This is a genomic window from Burkholderia ubonensis, assembly GCF_902833085.1.
Lineage (GTDB): Bacteria > Pseudomonadota > Gammaproteobacteria > Burkholderiales > Burkholderiaceae > Burkholderia > Burkholderia ubonensis.
In genome coordinates this window covers 280,730-298,280 of the sequence record NZ_CADFEB010000007.1, presented here as the reverse complement: position 1 = coordinate 298,280, position 17,551 = coordinate 280,730, and the positions used below count along the sequence as shown (strand labels likewise).

At 64.0% G+C, this 17,551-nt stretch carries 18 protein-coding genes and 1 tRNA gene; all 19 read right to left on the bottom strand.

The annotated features are described in order from the left end of the window. Positions 1–29: 29 nt before the first annotated feature. Positions 30–620: an NUDIX domain-containing protein gene (locus HWX31_RS21235; RefSeq protein WP_174965188.1), complete on the bottom strand. Its 591-nt coding sequence runs from the start codon at positions 618–620 to the stop codon at positions 30–32. 51 nt (positions 621–671) lie between these two features. After that, positions 672–968: a DUF2818 family protein gene (locus tag HWX31_RS21230; protein WP_059613086.1), complete on the bottom strand. Its 297-nt coding sequence runs from the start codon at positions 966–968 to the stop codon at positions 672–674. Next, positions 968–2,422, bottom strand: coding sequence for an NADH-quinone oxidoreductase subunit NuoN (gene nuoN / locus HWX31_RS21225; protein ID WP_174965201.1), 1,455 nt, complete (start codon positions 2,420–2,422; stop codon positions 968–970). Before nuoN ends, HWX31_RS21230 begins: the two co-directional genes overlap by 1 nt. 39 nt (positions 2,423–2,461) lie before the next feature. After that, positions 2,462–3,952, bottom strand: a complete 1,491-nt coding sequence (locus tag HWX31_RS21220; RefSeq protein ID WP_174965187.1) for an NADH-quinone oxidoreductase subunit M — start codon at positions 3,950–3,952, stop codon at positions 2,462–2,464. Positions 3,953–3,967: 15 nt separating this feature from the next. Next, positions 3,968–6,022 carry an NADH-quinone oxidoreductase subunit L gene (nuoL, locus tag HWX31_RS21215; protein ID WP_010091201.1) on the bottom strand — a complete coding sequence of 685 codons (2,055 nt, stop codon included), beginning with the start codon at positions 6,020–6,022 and terminating at the stop codon, positions 3,968–3,970. A gap of 17 nt (positions 6,023–6,039) precedes the next feature. Beyond that, on the bottom strand, positions 6,040–6,345 hold the full coding sequence (nuoK, locus tag HWX31_RS21210) for an NADH-quinone oxidoreductase subunit NuoK (RefSeq protein WP_004185739.1): 306 nt from the start codon (positions 6,343–6,345) through the stop codon (positions 6,040–6,042). 17 nt (positions 6,346–6,362) lie between these two features. Continuing rightward, positions 6,363–7,016 carry an NADH-quinone oxidoreductase subunit J gene (locus tag HWX31_RS21205; protein WP_010091200.1) on the bottom strand — a complete coding sequence of 218 codons (654 nt, stop codon included), beginning with the start codon at positions 7,014–7,016 and terminating at the stop codon, positions 6,363–6,365. Positions 7,017–7,130: 114 nt separating this feature from the next. After that, positions 7,131–7,619 (bottom strand): NADH-quinone oxidoreductase subunit NuoI, encoded by a 489-nt coding sequence (gene nuoI / locus HWX31_RS21200; RefSeq protein ID WP_010091199.1) that lies wholly within the window; start codon positions 7,617–7,619, stop codon positions 7,131–7,133. Positions 7,620–7,634: 15 nt separating this feature from the next. After that, the gene (gene nuoH / locus HWX31_RS21195) at positions 7,635–8,699 is read right to left on the bottom strand and encodes an NADH-quinone oxidoreductase subunit NuoH (protein WP_059537349.1); all 1,065 of its coding nucleotides are present in this window, start codon (positions 8,697–8,699) and stop codon (positions 7,635–7,637) included. Then, the gene (nuoG, locus tag HWX31_RS21190) at positions 8,700–11,030 is read right to left on the bottom strand and encodes an NADH-quinone oxidoreductase subunit NuoG (protein WP_174965186.1); all 2,331 of its coding nucleotides are present in this window, start codon (positions 11,028–11,030) and stop codon (positions 8,700–8,702) included. Between the two features lie 85 nt (positions 11,031–11,115). Beyond that, complete coding sequence (nuoF, locus tag HWX31_RS21185) at positions 11,116–12,438, bottom strand: NADH-quinone oxidoreductase subunit NuoF (protein WP_010091195.1); 1,323 nt, start codon at positions 12,436–12,438, stop codon at positions 11,116–11,118. Further along, positions 12,435–12,920, bottom strand: a complete 486-nt coding sequence (gene nuoE / locus HWX31_RS21180) for an NADH-quinone oxidoreductase subunit NuoE (protein ID WP_059537343.1) — start codon at positions 12,918–12,920, stop codon at positions 12,435–12,437. Before nuoE ends, nuoF begins: the two co-directional genes overlap by 4 nt. A 180-nt stretch (positions 12,921–13,100) precedes the next feature. Continuing rightward, positions 13,101–14,354, bottom strand: a complete 1,254-nt coding sequence (locus HWX31_RS21175; protein WP_059618539.1) for an NADH-quinone oxidoreductase subunit D — start codon at positions 14,352–14,354, stop codon at positions 13,101–13,103. 9 nt (positions 14,355–14,363) lie between these two features. Next, the gene (locus HWX31_RS21170; protein WP_174965185.1) at positions 14,364–14,966 is read right to left on the bottom strand and encodes an NADH-quinone oxidoreductase subunit C; all 603 of its coding nucleotides are present in this window, start codon (positions 14,964–14,966) and stop codon (positions 14,364–14,366) included. A gap of 22 nt (positions 14,967–14,988) precedes the next feature. Then, complete coding sequence (locus HWX31_RS21165) at positions 14,989–15,468, bottom strand: NuoB/complex I 20 kDa subunit family protein (protein WP_006398799.1); 480 nt, start codon at positions 15,466–15,468, stop codon at positions 14,989–14,991. A gap of 62 nt (positions 15,469–15,530) precedes the next feature. Beyond that, positions 15,531–15,890: an NADH-quinone oxidoreductase subunit A gene (locus HWX31_RS21160; protein WP_174965184.1), complete on the bottom strand. Its 360-nt coding sequence runs from the start codon at positions 15,888–15,890 to the stop codon at positions 15,531–15,533. Between the two features lie 155 nt (positions 15,891–16,045). After that, a tRNA-Leu gene (locus HWX31_RS21155) sits at positions 16,046–16,130 on the bottom strand. Positions 16,131–16,241: 111 nt separating this feature from the next. Further along, positions 16,242–16,619: a preprotein translocase subunit SecG gene (gene secG, locus HWX31_RS21150; protein ID WP_174965200.1), complete on the bottom strand. Its 378-nt coding sequence runs from the start codon at positions 16,617–16,619 to the stop codon at positions 16,242–16,244. A gap of 75 nt (positions 16,620–16,694) precedes the next feature. Beyond that, positions 16,695–17,450 carry a triose-phosphate isomerase gene (tpiA, locus tag HWX31_RS21145; protein ID WP_174965183.1) on the bottom strand — a complete coding sequence of 252 codons (756 nt, stop codon included), beginning with the start codon at positions 17,448–17,450 and terminating at the stop codon, positions 16,695–16,697. Positions 17,451–17,551 lie beyond the last annotated feature (101 nt).

The window sequence follows — 17,551 nt, the reverse complement described above, 5'->3', positions numbered from 1 at the left end:
CGGCGCCTGTCGCACCGCTGACGCCGCCGTCAGGGCGCCAGCACAGGGCCGAGCGGCCACGTGCCGGACAGCGCCTTGTCGAGCCACATCGTGCCGATGATCGTCTTCACGTCGGTGATCTGGCCGGTCCGCACCCATTCGAGCAGGTCGGGCAGCGTCGCGGTGAAGGTCTCGAGGAATTCGCCGTCGTCGAGCTTGCGCTCGCCGGCCGTCAGGCCGCGCGCGAGGTACAGGTCGATGAACTCGGTCGAATAGGAAATGATCGGATGGATACGCGTCAGGAACACGTATTCACGCGCGGTATAGCCGGTTTCCTCGCGCAGTTCGCGCACCGCGCAGGCAAGCGCCCCTTCGTTCGGGTCGAGCTTGCCGGCCGGAAACTCGGCCATCACCTTGCCGATCGGGTAGCGATACTGGCTTTCCATCAGCACGCGACCGTCGTCGAACAGCGGAATCACCATCACCGCGCCCGGATGCTGGACGTATTCGCGCGTCGCATGCTTGCCGTCGGGCAGGCGCACGGTGTCACGCTTGAGCTTGAGGAACGCGCCGTCGAAAATCGCCTCGCTTTCGAGGCAGGTTTCGGTCAGGGCGGCGTCGTGATTGGGCAATTCGGCCATCGGCGGCTCCGGGGTTGAGCGCGACGGCCGTGGGGAACGGACCCTGGGCCGTCAGCGTCGTTTGACGAGATACTGGAACGTGAAGCCGGGAAACGCGAACACGACGAAGAGACTGAACGTGATCGCGTAAAACTGCCAGCCTTGTTCGAAACGGTTGCCGGCGCGCGATTCGAGCCAGAAGCCGAGCGCGCCGACCACGAAGTACAGCGCGATCAGCTCGCCGATCCGCACCCACGCGCTCTTCTTCGCCGCGCCGAGCGGCACGACGGCGAAGAGACGTTGGTTCAGGAACGGCAGGTTGGCGCCCGCGAGCGCCAACAGCACGATAAACCAGCCGGCTGCCGACATTACAGCGGCAGCGTGTGACGAATCGCCTGCAGGCAGGCCGTCAGCAGCGGGCTCGGGATCAGGCCGAGCACGACGACCGCGACGCCGTTCAGCACCAGGATCGTGCGCTTGCAGAAATCGCCGGTGATCGGGGTCGAGTCTTGCGGCGCATCGAAGTAGATCAGCTTGACGATGCGCAGGTAGTAGAACGCGCCGAACAGCGACGTGACCACGGCCAGCACGGCGAGCCACGTGAGGCCGGCGTTGACCGTCGCCTCGAGCACCGCGAGCTTCGCGTAGAAGCCGACGGTCGGCGGGATGCCGGCGAGCGAGAACATCATCACCATCATCACGAACGCGAACACCGGGCTGCGCTTGTTGAGGCCCTTGAAGTCGTCGATCGTTTCCGCCTCGAAATCGCGGCGCGCGAGCAGCATCACCACGCCGAACGAGCCGAGCGTCGTGATCAGGTAGACGATCGCGTAGAACATCGCCGAGCTGTACGCGCTCGCCGGCGCCGTCGCGTCGCCCTTCACGATGCCCGCGAGCAGGCCGAGCAGCACGAAGCCCATGTTCGAGATCGCCGAGTACGCGAGCATCCGCTTGATGTTGCGCTGGACGATACCGGTGATGTTGCCGATGATCAGCGACAGCGCGGCAAGGATCACGAGCGCCATCTGCCAGTTCTGCGCGAGCGGCAGCAGGCCCATCACCAGGAAGCGCAGACCCCACGCGAACGCGGCAACCTTCGGGCCGCCGCCGACGAACAGCGTCATCGCGGTCGGTGCGCCCTGGTAGACGTCCGGCACCCACATGTGGAACGGCACGGCGCCGAGCTTGAACGCGATGCCGGCGACGATGAAGATCACGCCGAACATCAGCACGGCAGTGTCGGTGTTGCCGCCGACCGCCTTGTACACCTCGGCCAGATCGAGCGAGCCGGTCGCGCCGTAGAGCATCGAGATGCCGTACAGCACGAAGCCCGACGCGAGCGCGCCCAGCACGTAGTATTTCATCGCGGCTTCGCTCGACTGCGCTGCGTCGCGACGCAGCGCGATGACCGCGTAAAGCGACAGCGACATCAGTTCGAGGCCGAGGTACAGCGTCAGGAAGTTGTTGCCCGACACCATGACCAGCTGGCCGAACAGCGAGAACATGCCGAGCAGGAACACGTCGCCGCGGAACATGTCGCGGTCTTCGAGGTACTTGCGCGAATAGACGAGCGTGACCGCGAAGCCGATCGACACGACGGCCTTCATCATGCTCGCGAACGAGTCGACGACGACCATCCGCGAGAAGAAGTAGTACTGCTGCGGGTCGAGCGCCTGCACCGCGAACCACACGCCGGCGACCACCGACGACACCACCGCGATCAGATAGGTCAGGCGGCGGCCGGCCGCGCCGGTAAAGGTGTCGTTCAGCCAGGCGACGACGATGGCGGCCATCACCAGCGCGTCAGGCAACAGGACATTCATAGGAGCGTTTTGCATGATCTTGATTTCCTCCGCTCGCGATTACTGGGCCAGCGGCAGCTTCGACTGCGCGACGTGGGAGAGGAGGTTTTCCACGGAAACGTGCATCACGTCGGTGAAGGGCTTCGGATACAGGCCCATCAGCATCGTGAACGCGGCAAGCACGGCCAGCATCACGAACTCGCGGCGGTTGATGTCCGTCAGCTTCGCGACGTGGTCGTTCGCGACCGCGCCGAAGTATACGCGCTTGTACATCCACAGCGTGTAGGCCGCGCCGAGGATCAGCGTGAATGCCGCGCCGAACGCGATCCAGAAGTTGTACTGGACCGCGGCGAGAATCACCATGAACTCGCCGACGAAACCCGACGTGCCCGGCAGGCCGCAGTTGGCCATCGAGAACAGCATCGCGAACGCCGCGAACTTCGGCATCACGTTCACCACGCCGCCGTAGGCGGCGATCTCGCGCGAGTGCACGCGGTCGTACAGCACGCCGATGCACAGGAACATCGCGCCGGACACGAAGCCGTGCGAGATCATCTGCACGATCGCGCCTTCGACGCCGAGCTGGTTGAAGATGAAGAAGCCGAGCGTGACGAAGCCCATGTGCGCGATCGACGAATACGCGACCAGCTTCTTCATGTCGGCCTGCACCATCGCGACGAGGCCGATGTAGATCACCGCGATCAGCGACAGCGTGATCACGACGGGCGCCAGGAAGTGGCTCGCGTCAGGCGTGATCGGCAGCGAGAAGCGCAGGAAACCGTACGCGCCGAGCTTCAGCATGATCGCCGCCAGCACGACCGAGCCGCCCGTCGGCGCTTCCACGTGCGCGTCCGGCAGCCAGGTGTGCACCGGCCACATCGGCACCTTCACCGCGAACGCGAGGAAGAATGCGATGAACAGCATGATCTGCGGCGTCATCGCGATCTTCGCGTTCTGCCACGTCGCCAGGTCGAACGAGTGCGTTTCCGTGTACAGGTAGATCAGCGCGACCAGCATCAGCAGCGAGCCGGCCAGCGTGTACAGGAAGAACTTGAACGCCGCGTACACGCGGTTCGGGCCGCCCCACACCCCGATGATGATGTACATCGGGATCAGCGTCGCCTCGAAGAACACGTAGAACAGCAGGCCGTCGGCCGCCGAGAACACGCCGACCATGATCCCCGACAGGATCAGGAATGCCGCCAGGTACTGCGACACGTGCTCGGTGATCACTTCCCAGCCCGCGATCACGACAATCACGGTGATCAGCGCGGTCAGCACGACGAACCACATCGAGATGCCGTCGACGCCGAGGTGATACGTAATGTTGAAGCGCTCGATCCAGGGCGATTGCTCGACGAACTGCAGCGCGGCCGTGCTCGAATCGAAATCGGTGATCAGCGGCACCGTCACCGCGAGGCCGAGCAGCGAGCCGATCAGCGCGACCCAGCGGGCCGGCCCCGGATTTTTGTCGTTACCCACCGCGAGCACGAGGAGGCCGAATACGATCGGCAACCAGATCGCGGTACTGAGAATCGGAAAAGAGTGCATTAGTCGTCCCCCGCCTTATTTGCCGCCGAGCGTTACAAACAGGGTCAGGAGCCCCAGCATGCCGATGATCATGGCGAACGCGTAGTGATAGATGTAACCGGATTGGAGGAAGCGGATCACGCCGGCGAACCAGGCGACGAACCGGGCGCTGCCGTTGACGAGGCCGTCGATCACCACGACATCGCCCTCCTTCCACAGGCCGCGGCCGATCGCCACCGAACCGCGGGCGAACACCACCTCGTTGATCTTGTCCATGTAGTACTTGTTGTCGAGCAGCGTGTAGATCGGGCCGAACGCGCGGCGGATCACGGCAGGCAGCTCAGGACGCTTCAGGTACAGGAACCATGCGGTTGCAACACCGGCGATCGCGAGCCAGAGCGGCAGCGTCGTCAGCGAGTGCAGGCCCATCGCGGCCCAGCCGTGGAACTCCTTGCCGAGTTCCTCGAGGCCCGGGTGGTTCTCGCCGATGAAGATCACCTTGTCGAACGCGACGCCATGCTCGAAGAAGCTGCCGTACAGCATCGGGCCGATCGCGATCGCACCGATGACGACCGACGGAATCGCGAGCAGCACGAGCGGCAGCCACACGACCCACGGGGTCTCGTGCGGTTCGTGCGCATGATCGTCGTGACCATGGCCATGGCCGTGATCGTCGTGGCCGTGCGCGGCCGCCATGCCCATCGGCGATTCCGGATGCTTCGGCTTGCGGAAGCGCTCTTCGCCGTGGAACACGAGGAAGTACATGCGGAACGAGTACAGCGCCGTGACGAACACGCTCGCGACGACCGCGAAGTACGCGAAGCCCGAACCGGCGAGATGCGATTCCTTCACGGCCTCGATGATCGAATCCTTCGAGTAGAAGCCCGAGAAGAACGGCGTGCCGATCAGCGCGAGCGAGCCGAGCAGCGACGTGATCCACGTGATCGGCATGTACTTGCGCAGGCCGCCCATGTTGCGGATGTCCTGGTCGTGGTGCATGCCGATGATCACCGAGCCCGCGCCGAGGAACAGCAGCGCCTTGAAGAACGCGTGCGTCATCAGGTGGAACAGCGCGACCGGATACGCGGACACGCCGAGCGCGACCGTCATGTAGCCGAGCTGCGACAGCGTCGAGTAAGCGACGACGCGCTTGATGTCGTTCTGGATGATGCCGAGGAAGCCCATGAACAGCGCCGTGATCGCGCCGATCACCGTGACGAACGACAGCGCGGTGTCCGACAGCTCGAACAGCGGCGACATGCGCGACACCATGAAGATGCCGGCCGTCACCATCGTCGCCGCGTGAATCAGCGCCGAGATCGGGGTCGGGCCTTCCATCGAGTCCGGCAGCCACACGTGCAGCGGGAACTGTGCCGATTTACCCATCGCGCCGATGAACAGGCAGATGCAGGCAACCGTCAGCAGACCCCAGTCGGTGCCCGGGAAGTGCAGGCTCGCGAGCTCCGCGCGCTTCGCGAACACTTCGCCGTAGTTCATCGAGCCGGCGAACGCGAGCAGCAGGCCGATGCCGAGCAGGAAGCCGAAGTCGCCGACGCGGTTCACGAGGAACGCCTTCATGTTCGCGTAGATCGCGCTCTCACGCGTGAAGTAGAAGCCGATCAGCAGGTACGACACGAGACCCACCGCTTCCCAGCCGAAGAACAGCTGCAGGAAGTTGTTGCTCATGACGAGCATCAGCATCGAGAACGTGAACAGCGAGATATACGAGAAGAAGCGCTGGTAGCCGTCTTCCTCCGACATGTAGCCGATCGTGTAGATGTGCACCATCAGCGACACGAAGGTCACGACGACCATCATCATCGCGGTCATCGAATCGACGAGGAAGCCGACTTCGAGCTTCAGCGAGCCGACGCGCATCCATTCGTAGATGGTCGCGTTGAAGCTCGCGCCGCCCATCACGTCGACGAAGACTTTCGCCGACAGGAGGAACGCGATCAATACGCCGAGGATCGTGATCCGGTGTGCGCCCTTGCGCCCGACTGCGTTCCCGAACAGCCCCGCAATCAGCGAGCCGGCCAGCGGAGCGAGCGGAACCGCCAGCAGCAGGTTTTCATTGAGTGTCGTTGACATAACAGCGTTGCCTGAAATTAACCTTTGAGCTGATCGAGATCCTCGACATTGATCGTGTCGAGCTTACGGAACAGGGTCACCAGAATCGCGAGGCCGATCGCGGCTTCCGCAGCGGCGACCGTCAGCACGAAGAACACGAAGATCTGGCCGTGCACGTCGCCAAGGTAATGCGAGAACGCGACGAAGTTGGTGTTCACCGCGAGCAGCATCAGCTCGATCGCCATCAGGATGATGATGATGTTGCGGCGGTTCAGGAAAATCCCGACGATCGCGATCGCAAACAGGATCGCGCCGAGCACGAGGTAGTGAGCAAGGGTCAACATGTTTTTCTCTCCTCCGCTTAGCCGTTGGCGCTCGTGCCGGCTTCGCTCTGGGCCGTCTCGGGCTGCGGCTTGTCCGCTTCCATCTTCACGAGGCGCACGCGATCGTCGCGACGCACCTTGACCTGGTCGGACACGCGCTGGCGCTTGCTGTCCTTGCCCTTGCGCTCGGTCAGCGCCACCGCCGCGATGATCGCGACGAGCAGCACGAGACCCGCGATTTCGAACGCGAAGATGTAGTCGGTGTAGATGACCTTGCCGATCAGGCGGGTATTCGGCCAGGTCGCCATCGCGCCCTGCGCCATCGCGCGCACCGGCGCTTCGGTCGCGCCGTAGCCGTGCCACAGGACCAGCGCCGTCTCGACGACGATGATCGCGCCGACGACGGTCGCCATCGGCACGAACTTCTTGAAGTCGCGTCGCAGGAAGTCGATGTTGATGTCGAGCATCATCACGACGAACAGGAACAGCACCATCACGGCGCCCACGTAGACCAGCACCAGCAGGATCGCGAGGAACTCCGCTTCCAGCAGCATCCAGATCGCGGCGGCGTTGAAGAACGCCAGCACAAGGAAAAGCGCAGACGCCACCGGGTTGCGCGAAGTGATCACCTTCAGCCCTGATACCACCAGGAGCAGCGCGAAGATGTAGAACAGTACGGTCGTGAATTCCATGATTACCGGTTCATCGTTAGGCCATAGTCAGGCGCGGCTTGCGGAACGCTCTCGCGAGCCGCACCCGTCGCGGCGGCTCGGCCCGTACATGCCGGGCCGGCACTGCAAACACAATCAACGATACGGCGCGTCGGCAGCCTTCGCCGCGGCGATGTCCTTCTCGTAGCGATCGCCCACCGCGAGCAGCATTTCCTTCGTGAAATACAGGTCGCCGCGCTTTTCGCCGTGATACTCGAGGATCTGCGTCTCGACGATCGAATCGACCGGGCAGCTCTCTTCGCAGAAACCGCAGAAGATGCACTTCGTCAGGTCGATGTCGTAGCGCGTGGTGCGGCGCGTGTTGTCCGCGCGCGTTTCCGATTCGATCGTGATCGCCATCGCCGGGCACACCGCTTCGCACAGCTTGCACGCGATGCAGCGCTCTTCGCCGTTCTCGTAGCGGCGCAGTGCGTGCAGCCCGCGGAAGCGCGGCGAGATCGGCGTCTTCTCTTCCGGGAACTGCACGGTGAACTTGCGCCGGAACGCGTAACGCCCGGTCAGCGCAAGCCCCTTCAGCAGTTCGGTCAGGAAGAAGGTCTTAAAGAAATGTTGGATTGCCGTCATGATTTCGTCCGACCTTTATTTCCAGATGTTGAGCGGCGACACGATCCAGAAGCCGACCACGACCACCCAGATCACGGTCACCGGCAGGAACACCTTCCAGCCCAGACGCATGATCTGGTCGTAACGGTAACGCGGGAACGTCGCACGGACCCAGATGAACACCGACAGCAGCGCGAAGACTTTCAGCACCAGCCAGAATATGCCCGGGATGAACGACAGGAATTCGAACGGTGCATCCCAGCCGCCGAGGAACATCGTCGCGGCGAGCGCCGAGATCACGATCATGTTGATGTACTCGGCGAGGAAGAACAGCGCGAACGCCATGCCCGAGTAATCGATCATGTGACCGGCGACGATCTCCGACTCCCCTTCCACCACGTCGAACGGGTGACGGTTCGTTTCGGCGATGCCCGAGATGAAATAGACGACGAACGCGGGCAGCAGCGGCAGCCAGTTCCACGACAGGAAGTTGACGCCGTGGCCTGCGAAGAAGCCGTGCTGCTGCGAGCCGACGATTTCCGACAGGTTCAGGCTGCCGGCGGTCATCAGCACGAGCACCAGCGCGAAGCCCATCGAGATTTCGTACGAGACCATCTGCGCGGCCGCGCGCATTGCGCCGAGGAACGCGTACTTCGAGTTCGACGCCCAGCCGGCGAGGATCACCGCGTACACGCCGATCGACGAGATCGCCATCGCGTACAGCAGGCCCGCGTTGACGTTCGCGAGCACGGCTTCGGCCTGGAACGGAATCACCGCCCACACCGCGAACGCCGGCACCACGGTCATGACCGGTGCAATCAGGTACAGCCAGCGGCTTGCCGCCGTCGGCTGGATCACTTCCTTGAGCAGCAGCTTCAGCACGTCGGCGATCGGCTGCAGCAGGCCGGCGGGGCCGACGCGGTTCGGGCCGAGACGCACGTGAATCCAGCCGATCAGCTTGCGTTCCCACAGAATCAGGTACGCGACGCACAGCAGGATCACGACGGAGACGACGAGGATGCGCACCACCGCCCACACGGTCGGCCATGCGACGCCGAGAAGCTGGGCTCCGCCCGAGTTGATCGTATCGAACAAGCTCATTTACGCCTTCTCCACCACCAGTTCACCGGACAGGCTGCCGAGCGCTGCGCCGGCAGGCGTCGCCGCCGACACGCGAACGACCGTCTCCGCAAGATTCTCGTCACGCACGGCCGGCAACTGCACCGCACGCTCGCCCTGGCGCACGCGCACCGCGTCGCCTTCCTTCAAGCCCAGCTTGTCGAACAGCGCAGCCGGCAGGCCGGCGGCGTTCGCCGCCTTCGCGGCGGCCGTCAGGTGCAGCGCACCCGCGCGGCGCACCAGTGCGTCGGCGTGATAGATCGGCACGTCGGCGAGGCGCTCGAAGCTGCCGTTCGCCGCCGGAGCCGCGATTCGGGCCGGCGCCACCGACGTCTTGTTCGACAGGCGGCCGGCGACGCCAGCGTCGCCGAGCGCCGCGAGACGCACCTCTTCCGCCGTCTCGTATTCGAAGTTCGGCAGGCCGAGCAGGCTGCCCAGCACGCGCAGCACCTTCCATGCCGGACGCGTGTCGCCGAGCGGGCGCACGACGCCGTTGAAGCCCTGCACCGTGCCTTCCGCGTTGACGAACGTGCCGGACGTTTCGGTGAACGGCGCGATCGGCAGCAGGACGTCCGCGTAGTCGAGGCCGTGCTTGAACGGCGACATCACGACGACCATTTCCGCCTGGTTCAGCGCGGCCAGCGCCTGCGCCGGGTCGACGGTGTCGAATTCCGGCTCGACGTTGAGCAGCACGTAGCCCTTGCGCGGCTGCGCGAACGCTTCGCGCGCATTCAGGCCGCCTTCGCCCGGCAGCGCGTTGACAGCGTGCGCGCCGACCGTGTTCGCCGCTTCGGTCAGGAAGCCGAACGTGGCGCCGGTGTTGTCGGCGATCCACTGCGCGATCGCGTGGAGCTGGGCGAATTGCGGATGACGGACGGCAGCGTTGCCGAGCAGCACCGCGCGGCGCTCGCCGTTCGCGAGCGACTGCGCAACCTGCTGGGCCGCCGGCGACGCCGTGACGCCCGCGAGCGCGTCCGGCAGCGCGACGCCGCGCAGCTGCGCGACCGCGGCCGCCACACCCGCCAGTTCGTCGAGCCATGCCGACGGCGCGGCGACGATGCGTTGCGCGGTCGGAATCAGCGCGTCGTCGCCCGTCGCGTGCAGGAAGTGGAGCTTCGCGCCGTTCTTCGCGGCCTGACGCAGGCGCGCGGCGAACAGCGGATGGTCGCGGCGCAGGAACGAGCCGACGACGAACGCGGCGCTCAGGTTCGACAGTTCGGCGATCGGCATGCCGAGCCACGGCGCGCCTTGCACCGGCGCCGAGAAGTCGAGCTGGCGCAGGCGGAAGTCGACGTTCGGCGTCTTCAATTCGTTCGCGAGCTGCTTCACGAGGAACAGCTCTTCAGCGGTGCTGTGCGCGCTCGCGAGCATCGCCAGCGCGTTCGCGCCGTGATCCGCGCTGATGCCCTTCAGGCCCTTCGCGACGTATTCGAGCGCGGTCTGCCAGTCGGTCTCGATCCACTGGCCGCCCTGCTTCAGCATCGGCTTGGTCAGGCGCTCGTCGCTGTTGAGGCCTTCGTACGAGAAACGGTCCTTGTCCGAGATCCAGCACTCGTTGATCGCTTCGTTCTCGAACGGCAGCACGCGCATCACGCGGTTGTTCTTGACCTGCACGACGAGGTTCGCGCCGACGGAATCGTGCGGGCTCACCGACTTGCGGCGCGACAGTTCCCACGTGCGGGCGCTGTAGCGGAACGGCTTGCTGGTCAGCGCGCCGACCGGGCACAGGTCGATCATGTTGCCCGACAGCTCGGAGTCGACCGTCTTGCCGACGAACGTCGTGATTTCCGAATGCTCGCCACGGCCCAGCATGCCGAACTCCATCACACCGGCGATTTCCTGGCCGAAGCGCACGCAGCGCGTGCAGTGGATGCAGCGCGACATCTCTTCCATCGAGATCAGCGGGCCCACGTTCTTGTGGAACACCACGCGCTTCTCTTCGCTGTAGCGCGACGACGACTTGCCGTAGCCGACCGCGAGATCCTGCAGCTGGCATTCGCCGCCCTGGTCGCAGATCGGGCAATCGAGCGGATGGTTGATGAGGAGGAATTCCATCACCGACTGCTGCGCCTTCACCGCCTTGTCCGACTGGGTGCGGACGATCATGCCGGCCGACACGGGGGTCGCGCAGGCAGGCACGGCCTTCGGCATCTTCTCGACTTCGACGAGACACATCCGGCAGTTGGCCGCAACCGACAGTTTCTTGTGATAGCAGAAGTGAGGAATGTACGTATCCGCCTTGTGCGCAGCCTGGATCACCATGCTGCCTTCAGGCACCTCGACCTTCTTGCCGTCTATTTCAAGTTCAACCATGATGGTGAATGGTCCTTAACCTATTTCCGCTCGTTCGCGCATTCGCCCGACCGTGCGCTCAAATTCCGCAACCGGGTGTTTCGCTTCAGGCCGCCGCAGCCGAAGCCACATGCGGCGTGTGACCGCCGACCATGCAATGCTTGTGCTCGACGTGGTACGCGAATTCGTCCCAGTAGTGCTTGAGCATGCCGCGTACCGGCATCGCCGCCGCATCGCCGAGCGCGCAGATCGTGCGGCCCATGATGTTCTCGGCGACCGAGTTCAGCAGGTCCAGATCTTCCTGGCGGCCTTCGCCGTGCTCGATGCGATTCACGACGCGATACAGCCAGCCGGTGCCTTCACGGCACGGCGTGCACTGGCCGCACGATTCCTCGTAGTAGAAGTACGACAGGCGCAGCAGCGAGCGCACCATGCAACGCGTCTCGTCCATCACGATCACCGCGCCGGAACCGAGCATCGAGCCGGCCTTCGCGATCGAGTCGTAGTCCATGTCGGTCTGCATCATGATGTCGCCCGGGATCACCGGCGCGGACGAGCCGCCCGGAATCACGGCCTTGATCTTCTTGCCGCCGCGCATCCCGCCGGCGAGCTCCATCAGCGTCGCGAACGGCGTGCCGAGCGGCACTTCATAGTTGCCCGGGCGCTCGACGTCGCCCGACACCGAGAAGATCTTCGTGCCGCCGTTGTTCGGCTTGCCGAGCTCGGCGTAGGCCTGCGGGCCGACCGTCAGCAGGAACGGCACCGCGGCGAACGTCTCGGTGTTGTTGATCGTGGTCGGCTTGCCGTACACGCCGAAGCTCGCCGGGAACGGCGGCTTGAAGCGCGGCTGGCCCTTCTTGCCTTCGAGCGACTCGAGCAGCGCCGTTTCCTCGCCGCAGATGTACGCGCCGTAACCGTGGTGCGCATGCAGCTGGAACGAGAATTCCGAGCCCATGATGTTGTTGCCGAGGAACCCGGCTGCGCGCGCTTCCTCGAGCGCGGCCTCGAAGCGTCGATACACTTCGAAAATCTCGCCGTGGATGTAGTTGTAGCCGACGGTGATGCCCATCGCATACGCGCCGATGGCCATGCCTTCGATCAGCGCGTGCGGGTTCCAGCGCAGGATGTCGCGATCCTTGAACGTGCCCGGCTCGCCTTCGTCCGAGTTGCAGACGAGGTACTTCTGCCCCGGGAACTGACGCGGCATGAAGCTCCACTTCAGGCCGGTCGGGAAGCCCGCGCCGCCGCGGCCGCGCAGGCCCGACGCCTTGACGTCGGCGATCACCTGCTCGGGCGGGATCTTTTCTTCGAGAATGCGGCGCAGCTGCTTGTAGCCGCCGCGCGCAACGTAGTCTTCGAGATGCCAGTTCTCGCCGTTCAGACCGGCGAGGATCAGCGGTTTGATGTGGCGGTCGTGAAGGGACGTCATTTCGAGAGCTCCTCAAGCAGCTGGTCGATCTTCTCGCGGCTCATGAAGCTGCACATTTTGTGATTGTTCACCAGCAGCACCGGCGCATCGCCGCACGCGCCCATGCATTCGCCTTCCTTCAGCGTGAACTTGCCGTCCGGCGTCGTCTCGCCGAAATCGATGCCGAGCTTCTGCTTCAGGTAGTCGGCCGTCGCTTCCGCGCCGCCGTGCGGACCAAGCTGGCACGGCAGGTTCGTGCAGAGCGTGATCTTGTGCTTGCCGACGGGCTTGAGCTCGTACATCGTGTAGAACGTCGCGACTTCCTGCACGGCGACGGCCGGCATGCCGAGATAGTCCGCGACGAACTGCATCAGTTCGGGCGACAGCCAGCCGTGCTCTTCCTGGGCAACGGCCAGTGCCGACATCACGGCGGACTGTTTCTGATCGGCGGGATACTTCGTCAACGCTCGATCGATTTCTTTCAGGCCTTCAGCTGAGATCATTTTCAGACACGACTCTTTCAATTCCTACCGAACGAACAACCTGCCGCACGGCATGCGTGGGGCAGACCTGGCGCTCACTGTTTTGACAGCTTGCGAAGCCGCGCCGGTTCAGCGCATACCGCATGTGACTTCGCGTGTGACTTACCGCTCGCCGCCCGGAGCAAACGGGCGGCGCAACCATTAGCGATCGATCTCGCCGAACACGATGTCCTGCGTACCGATGATCGTGACCGCGTCGGCGATCATGTGACCGCGCGCCATTTCGTCGAGCGACGCCAGATGCGCGAAGCCCGGTGCGCGGATCTTCAGGCGGTACGGCTTGTTCGCGCCGTCCGACACGAGATAGATGCCGAATTCGCCCTTCGGATGCTCGACCGCCGCATACGCCTCGCCTTCCGGCACGTGAAAACCTTCGGTGAAGAGCTTGAAATGGTGGATCAAGTCCTCCATGTTGGTCTTCATGCCGACGCGCGACGGCGGCGCAACCTTGTGATTGTCCGTCATCACGGGGCCCGGATTCTTACGGAGCCACTCAATACATTGTTTCGCGATGCGGACCGATTGACGCATTTCCTCGACACGCACCAGGTAGCGGTCGTAGCAGTCGCCGTTCACGCCGACCGGCACGTCGAAGTCCATGCGATCGTACACTTCGTACGGCTGCTTCTTGCGCAGGTCCCATGCGATGCCCGAGCCGCGCAGCATCGGGCCCGTCAGGCCCATCTGCAGCGCACGTTCCGGACTGACGACGCCGATGCCGACGAGACGCTGCTTCCAGATCCGGTTGTCGGTCAGAAGCGTTTCGTATTCGTCGACGCACTTCGGGAAGCGCGTGAAGAAATCGTCGATGAAGTCGAGCACCGAGCCCTGGCGCGCCTCGTTCATCCTCGCGAGCGCCTTCTCGTTGCGGATCTTGGACGCCTTGTATTGCGGCATTGCGTCAGGCAGATCGCGATAGACGCCGCCCGGACGGTAGTACGCCGCGTGCATCCGGGCGCCGGACACCGCTTCGTACACGTCCATCAGGTCTTCACGCTCGCGGAACGCGTACAGGAACACCGCCATCGCGCCGACGTCGAGCGCGTGCGCGCCGATCCACATCAGGTGGTTCAGCACGCGCGTGATTTCGTCGAACAGCACGCGGATGTACTGCGCGCGCTCCGGCACGTCGATGCCGAGCAGCTTCTCGATCGCGAGCACGTAGCCGTGCTCGTTGACCATCATCGACACGTAGTCGAGACGGTCCATGTACGGCACGGACTGGATGAAGGTCTTGGATTCCGCGAGCTTTTCGGTCGCGCGGTGCAGCAGGCCGATGTGCGGATCGGCACGCTGGATGACTTCGCCGTCGAGCTCGAGCACGAGGCGCAGCACGCCGTGCGCTGCCGGGTGCTGCGGGCCGAAGTTGAGCGTGTAGTTCTTGATGTCTGCCATGACGCCCTCTTAATGTTTCAGACCGCCATAGCGATCCTCGCGGATCACGCGCGGCGTGATTTCGCGCGGCTCGATCGTCACCGGCTGGTAGACGACCCGCTTCTCTTCCGGGTCGTAGCGCATTTCGACGTAGCCCGACACCGGGAAGTCCTTGCGGAACGGATGGCCGATGAAGCCGTAGTCGGTCAGGAGGCGACGCAGGTCCGGGTGGCCTTCGAACACGATGCCGTACAGGTCGAACGCTTCACGCTCGTACCAGTTCACGGAGGTCCAGATGTCGACGAGCGACGGCACGATCGGCAGATCGTCGTCCGGCGCGAACACGCGCACGCGCAGGCGCCAGTTGTTCGTCACCGACAGCAGGTGCGACACGGCCGCGAAACGCGGGCCGTCGTACGCGCCGTCGCCGTACGTCTGGTAGTCGAGGCCGCACAGGTCGATCAGCTGCTCGAAACGGAGCTTCGGATCGTCGCGCAGCGTCGTTGCGACTTCGAGGTAATCACTCGCCTTCACGACGAGCGTCAGTTCACCGACTGCTTCGGTGAGGCTCACCACGCGCGCGCCGAGCGCGGCTTCGAGGTTCGCCTTGAGGGTCTCGATTTTGCTTGCCATATTGAGGGGACGCTCGGGGCTTTTATTGACGGGCGATGGTATTGGTGCGGCGGATCTTCGCCTGCAGCTGGATCACGCCGTAGACCAGCGCCTCGGCGGTGGGCGGACAGCCCGGCACGTAGACGTCGACCGGGACGATCCGGTCGCAGCCCCGGACCACCGAATACGAGTAGTGATAGTAGCCGCCACCGTTCGCGCACGACCCCATCGAGATCACCCAGCGCGGCTCGGCCATCTGGTCGTAGACGCGGCGCAGCGCGGGCGCCATCTTGTTGCAGAGCGTGCCGGCGACGATCATCACGTCCGACTGGCGCGGACTCGGGCGGAACACGACCCCGAACCGGTCCAGATCGTAGCGGGCCGCGCCCGCATGCATCATCTCGACGGCGCAACACGCAAGCCCGAACGTCATCGGCCACAGCGAGCCGGTACGCGTCCAGTTGATCAGCTTGTCAGCCGTAGTGGTGACAAACCCTTCCTTCAAGACCCCTTCGATACTCATTTGCTTTCCACTCCAGACGGGCGACCGAGCGTGGCCACCCATGCAAACCGGCGATTAGCCCATCACTCCCAGTCGAGGCCGCCTTTCTTCCAGATATAGGCAAAGCCCAGCAGGAATTCGAGCAGAAAAATCATCATTGCAATGAAACCGGGCCAGCCGATGTCACGCAGCGCGACGCCCCACGGAAACAGGAACGCGGTCTCGAGATCGAAGATGATGAACAGGATGGCGACGAGATAGTACCGGACATCGAACTTCATCCGTGCATCTTCGAAGGCTTCGAAGCCGCACTCGTACGGCGCGTTCTTTTCGACGTCGGGCCTGTTGGGACCAAGAAGCTTGCCGATGCTGACCAGCGCTATACCTAAACCAGTGCCCACGATGAGGAACAACAAGACGGGGTAATAGGCTGCGAGGTTCAAGGCAATCCTCTATCGGTTAGTTCTGAGCGTCCGGAGAATAACATCATCCGGCGGAAGGAATCATTTCGGACTGCATGCGATCGCAAGACAACCGCAAGTCGCACCCCAGAAATGAAAAATGCCAGCCACTAGAAGCGGCTGGCATTGAGTAACTTTGGTGCCGACGGCGAGACTCGAACTCGCACAGCTTTCGCCACTACCCCCTCAAGATAGCGTGTCTACCAATTTCACCACGTCGGCACTGCATGCAACTCGGGTTGTAACTGCTGTTTCCCGCGAATCGCTTCAAGAATTAAATTCTAACCTGACTTCCAGATTTGTTCAACGCACAAACGGAGAATTTTTAACTTTTTATTTCGGGACATCCTGGCCCGGTGCGTGCGCAGCCGAACCCGCAGCCGCGGACGCCGCCACTGCAGGCGCGGACGCGGCCGGCGCCGATGCCGGCGCGGTCGCCGCAGCGCCAAGGACGCCAGCCGACGGCGTCGACTTGTATGATCCGAGGTACGTCAGCGCCAGCGTCGCAACGAAGAAGATCGTCGCCAGCACTCCGGTCGTGCGCGACAGGAAGTTCGCCGAGCCCGTCGCGCCGAACAGGCTGCCCGACGCGCCGCTGCCGAACGCCGCGCCCATGTCGGCACCCTTGCCGTGCTGAAGCAGCACCAGACCAATCACACCGAGCGCAGACAGCACCTGCGCCACAATAATCAGCGTTTTCAAATACAGCATCTCACCCACCCGAGCTTGTATCGGGCGACCCGCTCACGCCGGCCGCCGTCATGGTTCAATACGATCCGGGCCCGCTCAACGCGCGGCCCGGCAGATCGCCAGAAAATCTTCCGCCTTCAGCGACGCGCCGCCGATCAGGCCGCCGTCGATGTCCGGTTGTGCGAACAATTCTTCCGCATTGTCCGGCTTCACGCTACCGCCGTACAGTACCGATACTTCCGCCGCACCCTTCGCCGCAAGCCTCGCGCGCAGGAATGCATGCACCTGCTGCGCCTGCGCCGACGTCGCGCTCTTGCCGGTGCCGATCGCCCAGACGGGCTCGTACGCGACAACGATGCGCACGGCCTCGTCGGCCGTCAGCACCGCGAGCACGGCGTCGAGCTGCGCGCCGACGACCTGCTCGGTCGCGCCCGCCTCACGCTCGTCGAGCGTCTCGCCGACACACACGACGGGCGTCAGCCCGGCCGCGAGCGCGCGCTGCGCCTTCGCCGCAACCGTCTCGCTGCTTTCGCCGTGATAGGCGCGACGCTCCGAATGGCCGACGAGCACATAGCGTGCGCCGAACTCCGCGACCATTGCCGCAGCCACTTCACCGGTAAATGCACCCTGTTCGTGCGCGGACACGTCCTGGGCGCCCCACGCGATACGGCCGCCGTCGAGCTGCCCCTGAACCTGCGCGAGGTACGGGAACGGCACGCACACGCCGATCGCCGTTTCCGCCGCGACCGAGTCAGCGCCCTGCACTACTTCGTTCAGCAACGCCTGGTTGCCGGCCAGCCGGCCGTGCATCTTCCAGTTGCCGATCACCCGCTTCGTTCTCTGTTTCGACATCGTGTTTGTCTCGTCATCGACAGGCCGGCGACCGGCCGTCAGGTTTGATCTGGCGAAGCAAACCCGCGATTTTACTGCGCAGCGCTTGAACCGGTCAAACC

What these genes read in the sequence shown, in the direction of transcription:
- nuoN (WP_174965201.1), bottom strand. Translation starts at nt 2,422, where the DNA reads ATGAATGTCCTGTTGCCTGACGCGCTGGTGATGGCCGCCATCGTCGTC.
- HWX31_RS21220 (WP_174965187.1), bottom strand. Translation starts at nt 3,952, where the DNA reads ATGCACTCTTTTCCGATTCTCAGTACCGCGATCTGGTTGCCGATCGTA.
- nuoK (WP_004185739.1), bottom strand. Translation starts at nt 6,345, where the DNA reads ATGTTGACCCTTGCTCACTACCTCGTGCTCGGCGCGATCCTGTTTGCG.
- nuoL (WP_010091201.1), bottom strand. Translation starts at nt 6,022, where the DNA reads ATGTCAACGACACTCAATGAAAACCTGCTGCTGGCGGTTCCGCTCGCT.
- HWX31_RS21235 (WP_174965188.1), bottom strand. Translation starts at nt 620, where the DNA reads ATGGCCGAATTGCCCAATCACGACGCCGCCCTGACCGAAACCTGCCTC.
- nuoG (WP_174965186.1), bottom strand. Translation starts at nt 11,030, where the DNA reads ATGGTTGAACTTGAAATAGACGGCAAGAAGGTCGAGGTGCCTGAAGGC.
- HWX31_RS21230 (WP_059613086.1), bottom strand. Translation starts at nt 968, where the DNA reads ATGTCGGCAGCCGGCTGGTTTATCGTGCTGTTGGCGCTCGCGGGCGCC.
- HWX31_RS21170 (WP_174965185.1), bottom strand. Translation starts at nt 14,966, where the DNA reads ATGGCAAGCAAAATCGAGACCCTCAAGGCGAACCTCGAAGCCGCGCTC.
- HWX31_RS21205 (WP_010091200.1), bottom strand. Translation starts at nt 7,016, where the DNA reads ATGGAATTCACGACCGTACTGTTCTACATCTTCGCGCTGCTCCTGGTG.
- HWX31_RS21165 (WP_006398799.1), bottom strand. Translation starts at nt 15,468, where the DNA reads ATGAGTATCGAAGGGGTCTTGAAGGAAGGGTTTGTCACCACTACGGCT.
- nuoI (WP_010091199.1), bottom strand. Translation starts at nt 7,619, where the DNA reads ATGACGGCAATCCAACATTTCTTTAAGACCTTCTTCCTGACCGAACTG.
- nuoF (WP_010091195.1), bottom strand. Translation starts at nt 12,438, where the DNA reads ATGACGTCCCTTCACGACCGCCACATCAAACCGCTGATCCTCGCCGGT.
- nuoE (WP_059537343.1), bottom strand. Translation starts at nt 12,920, where the DNA reads ATGATCTCAGCTGAAGGCCTGAAAGAAATCGATCGAGCGTTGACGAAG.
- nuoH (WP_059537349.1), bottom strand. Translation starts at nt 8,699, where the DNA reads ATGAGCTTGTTCGATACGATCAACTCGGGCGGAGCCCAGCTTCTCGGC.
- tpiA (WP_174965183.1), bottom strand. Translation starts at nt 17,450, where the DNA reads ATGTCGAAACAGAGAACGAAGCGGGTGATCGGCAACTGGAAGATGCAC.
- secG (WP_174965200.1), bottom strand. Translation starts at nt 16,619, where the DNA reads ATGCTGTATTTGAAAACGCTGATTATTGTGGCGCAGGTGCTGTCTGCG.
- HWX31_RS21175 (WP_059618539.1), bottom strand. Translation starts at nt 14,354, where the DNA reads ATGGCAGACATCAAGAACTACACGCTCAACTTCGGCCCGCAGCACCCG.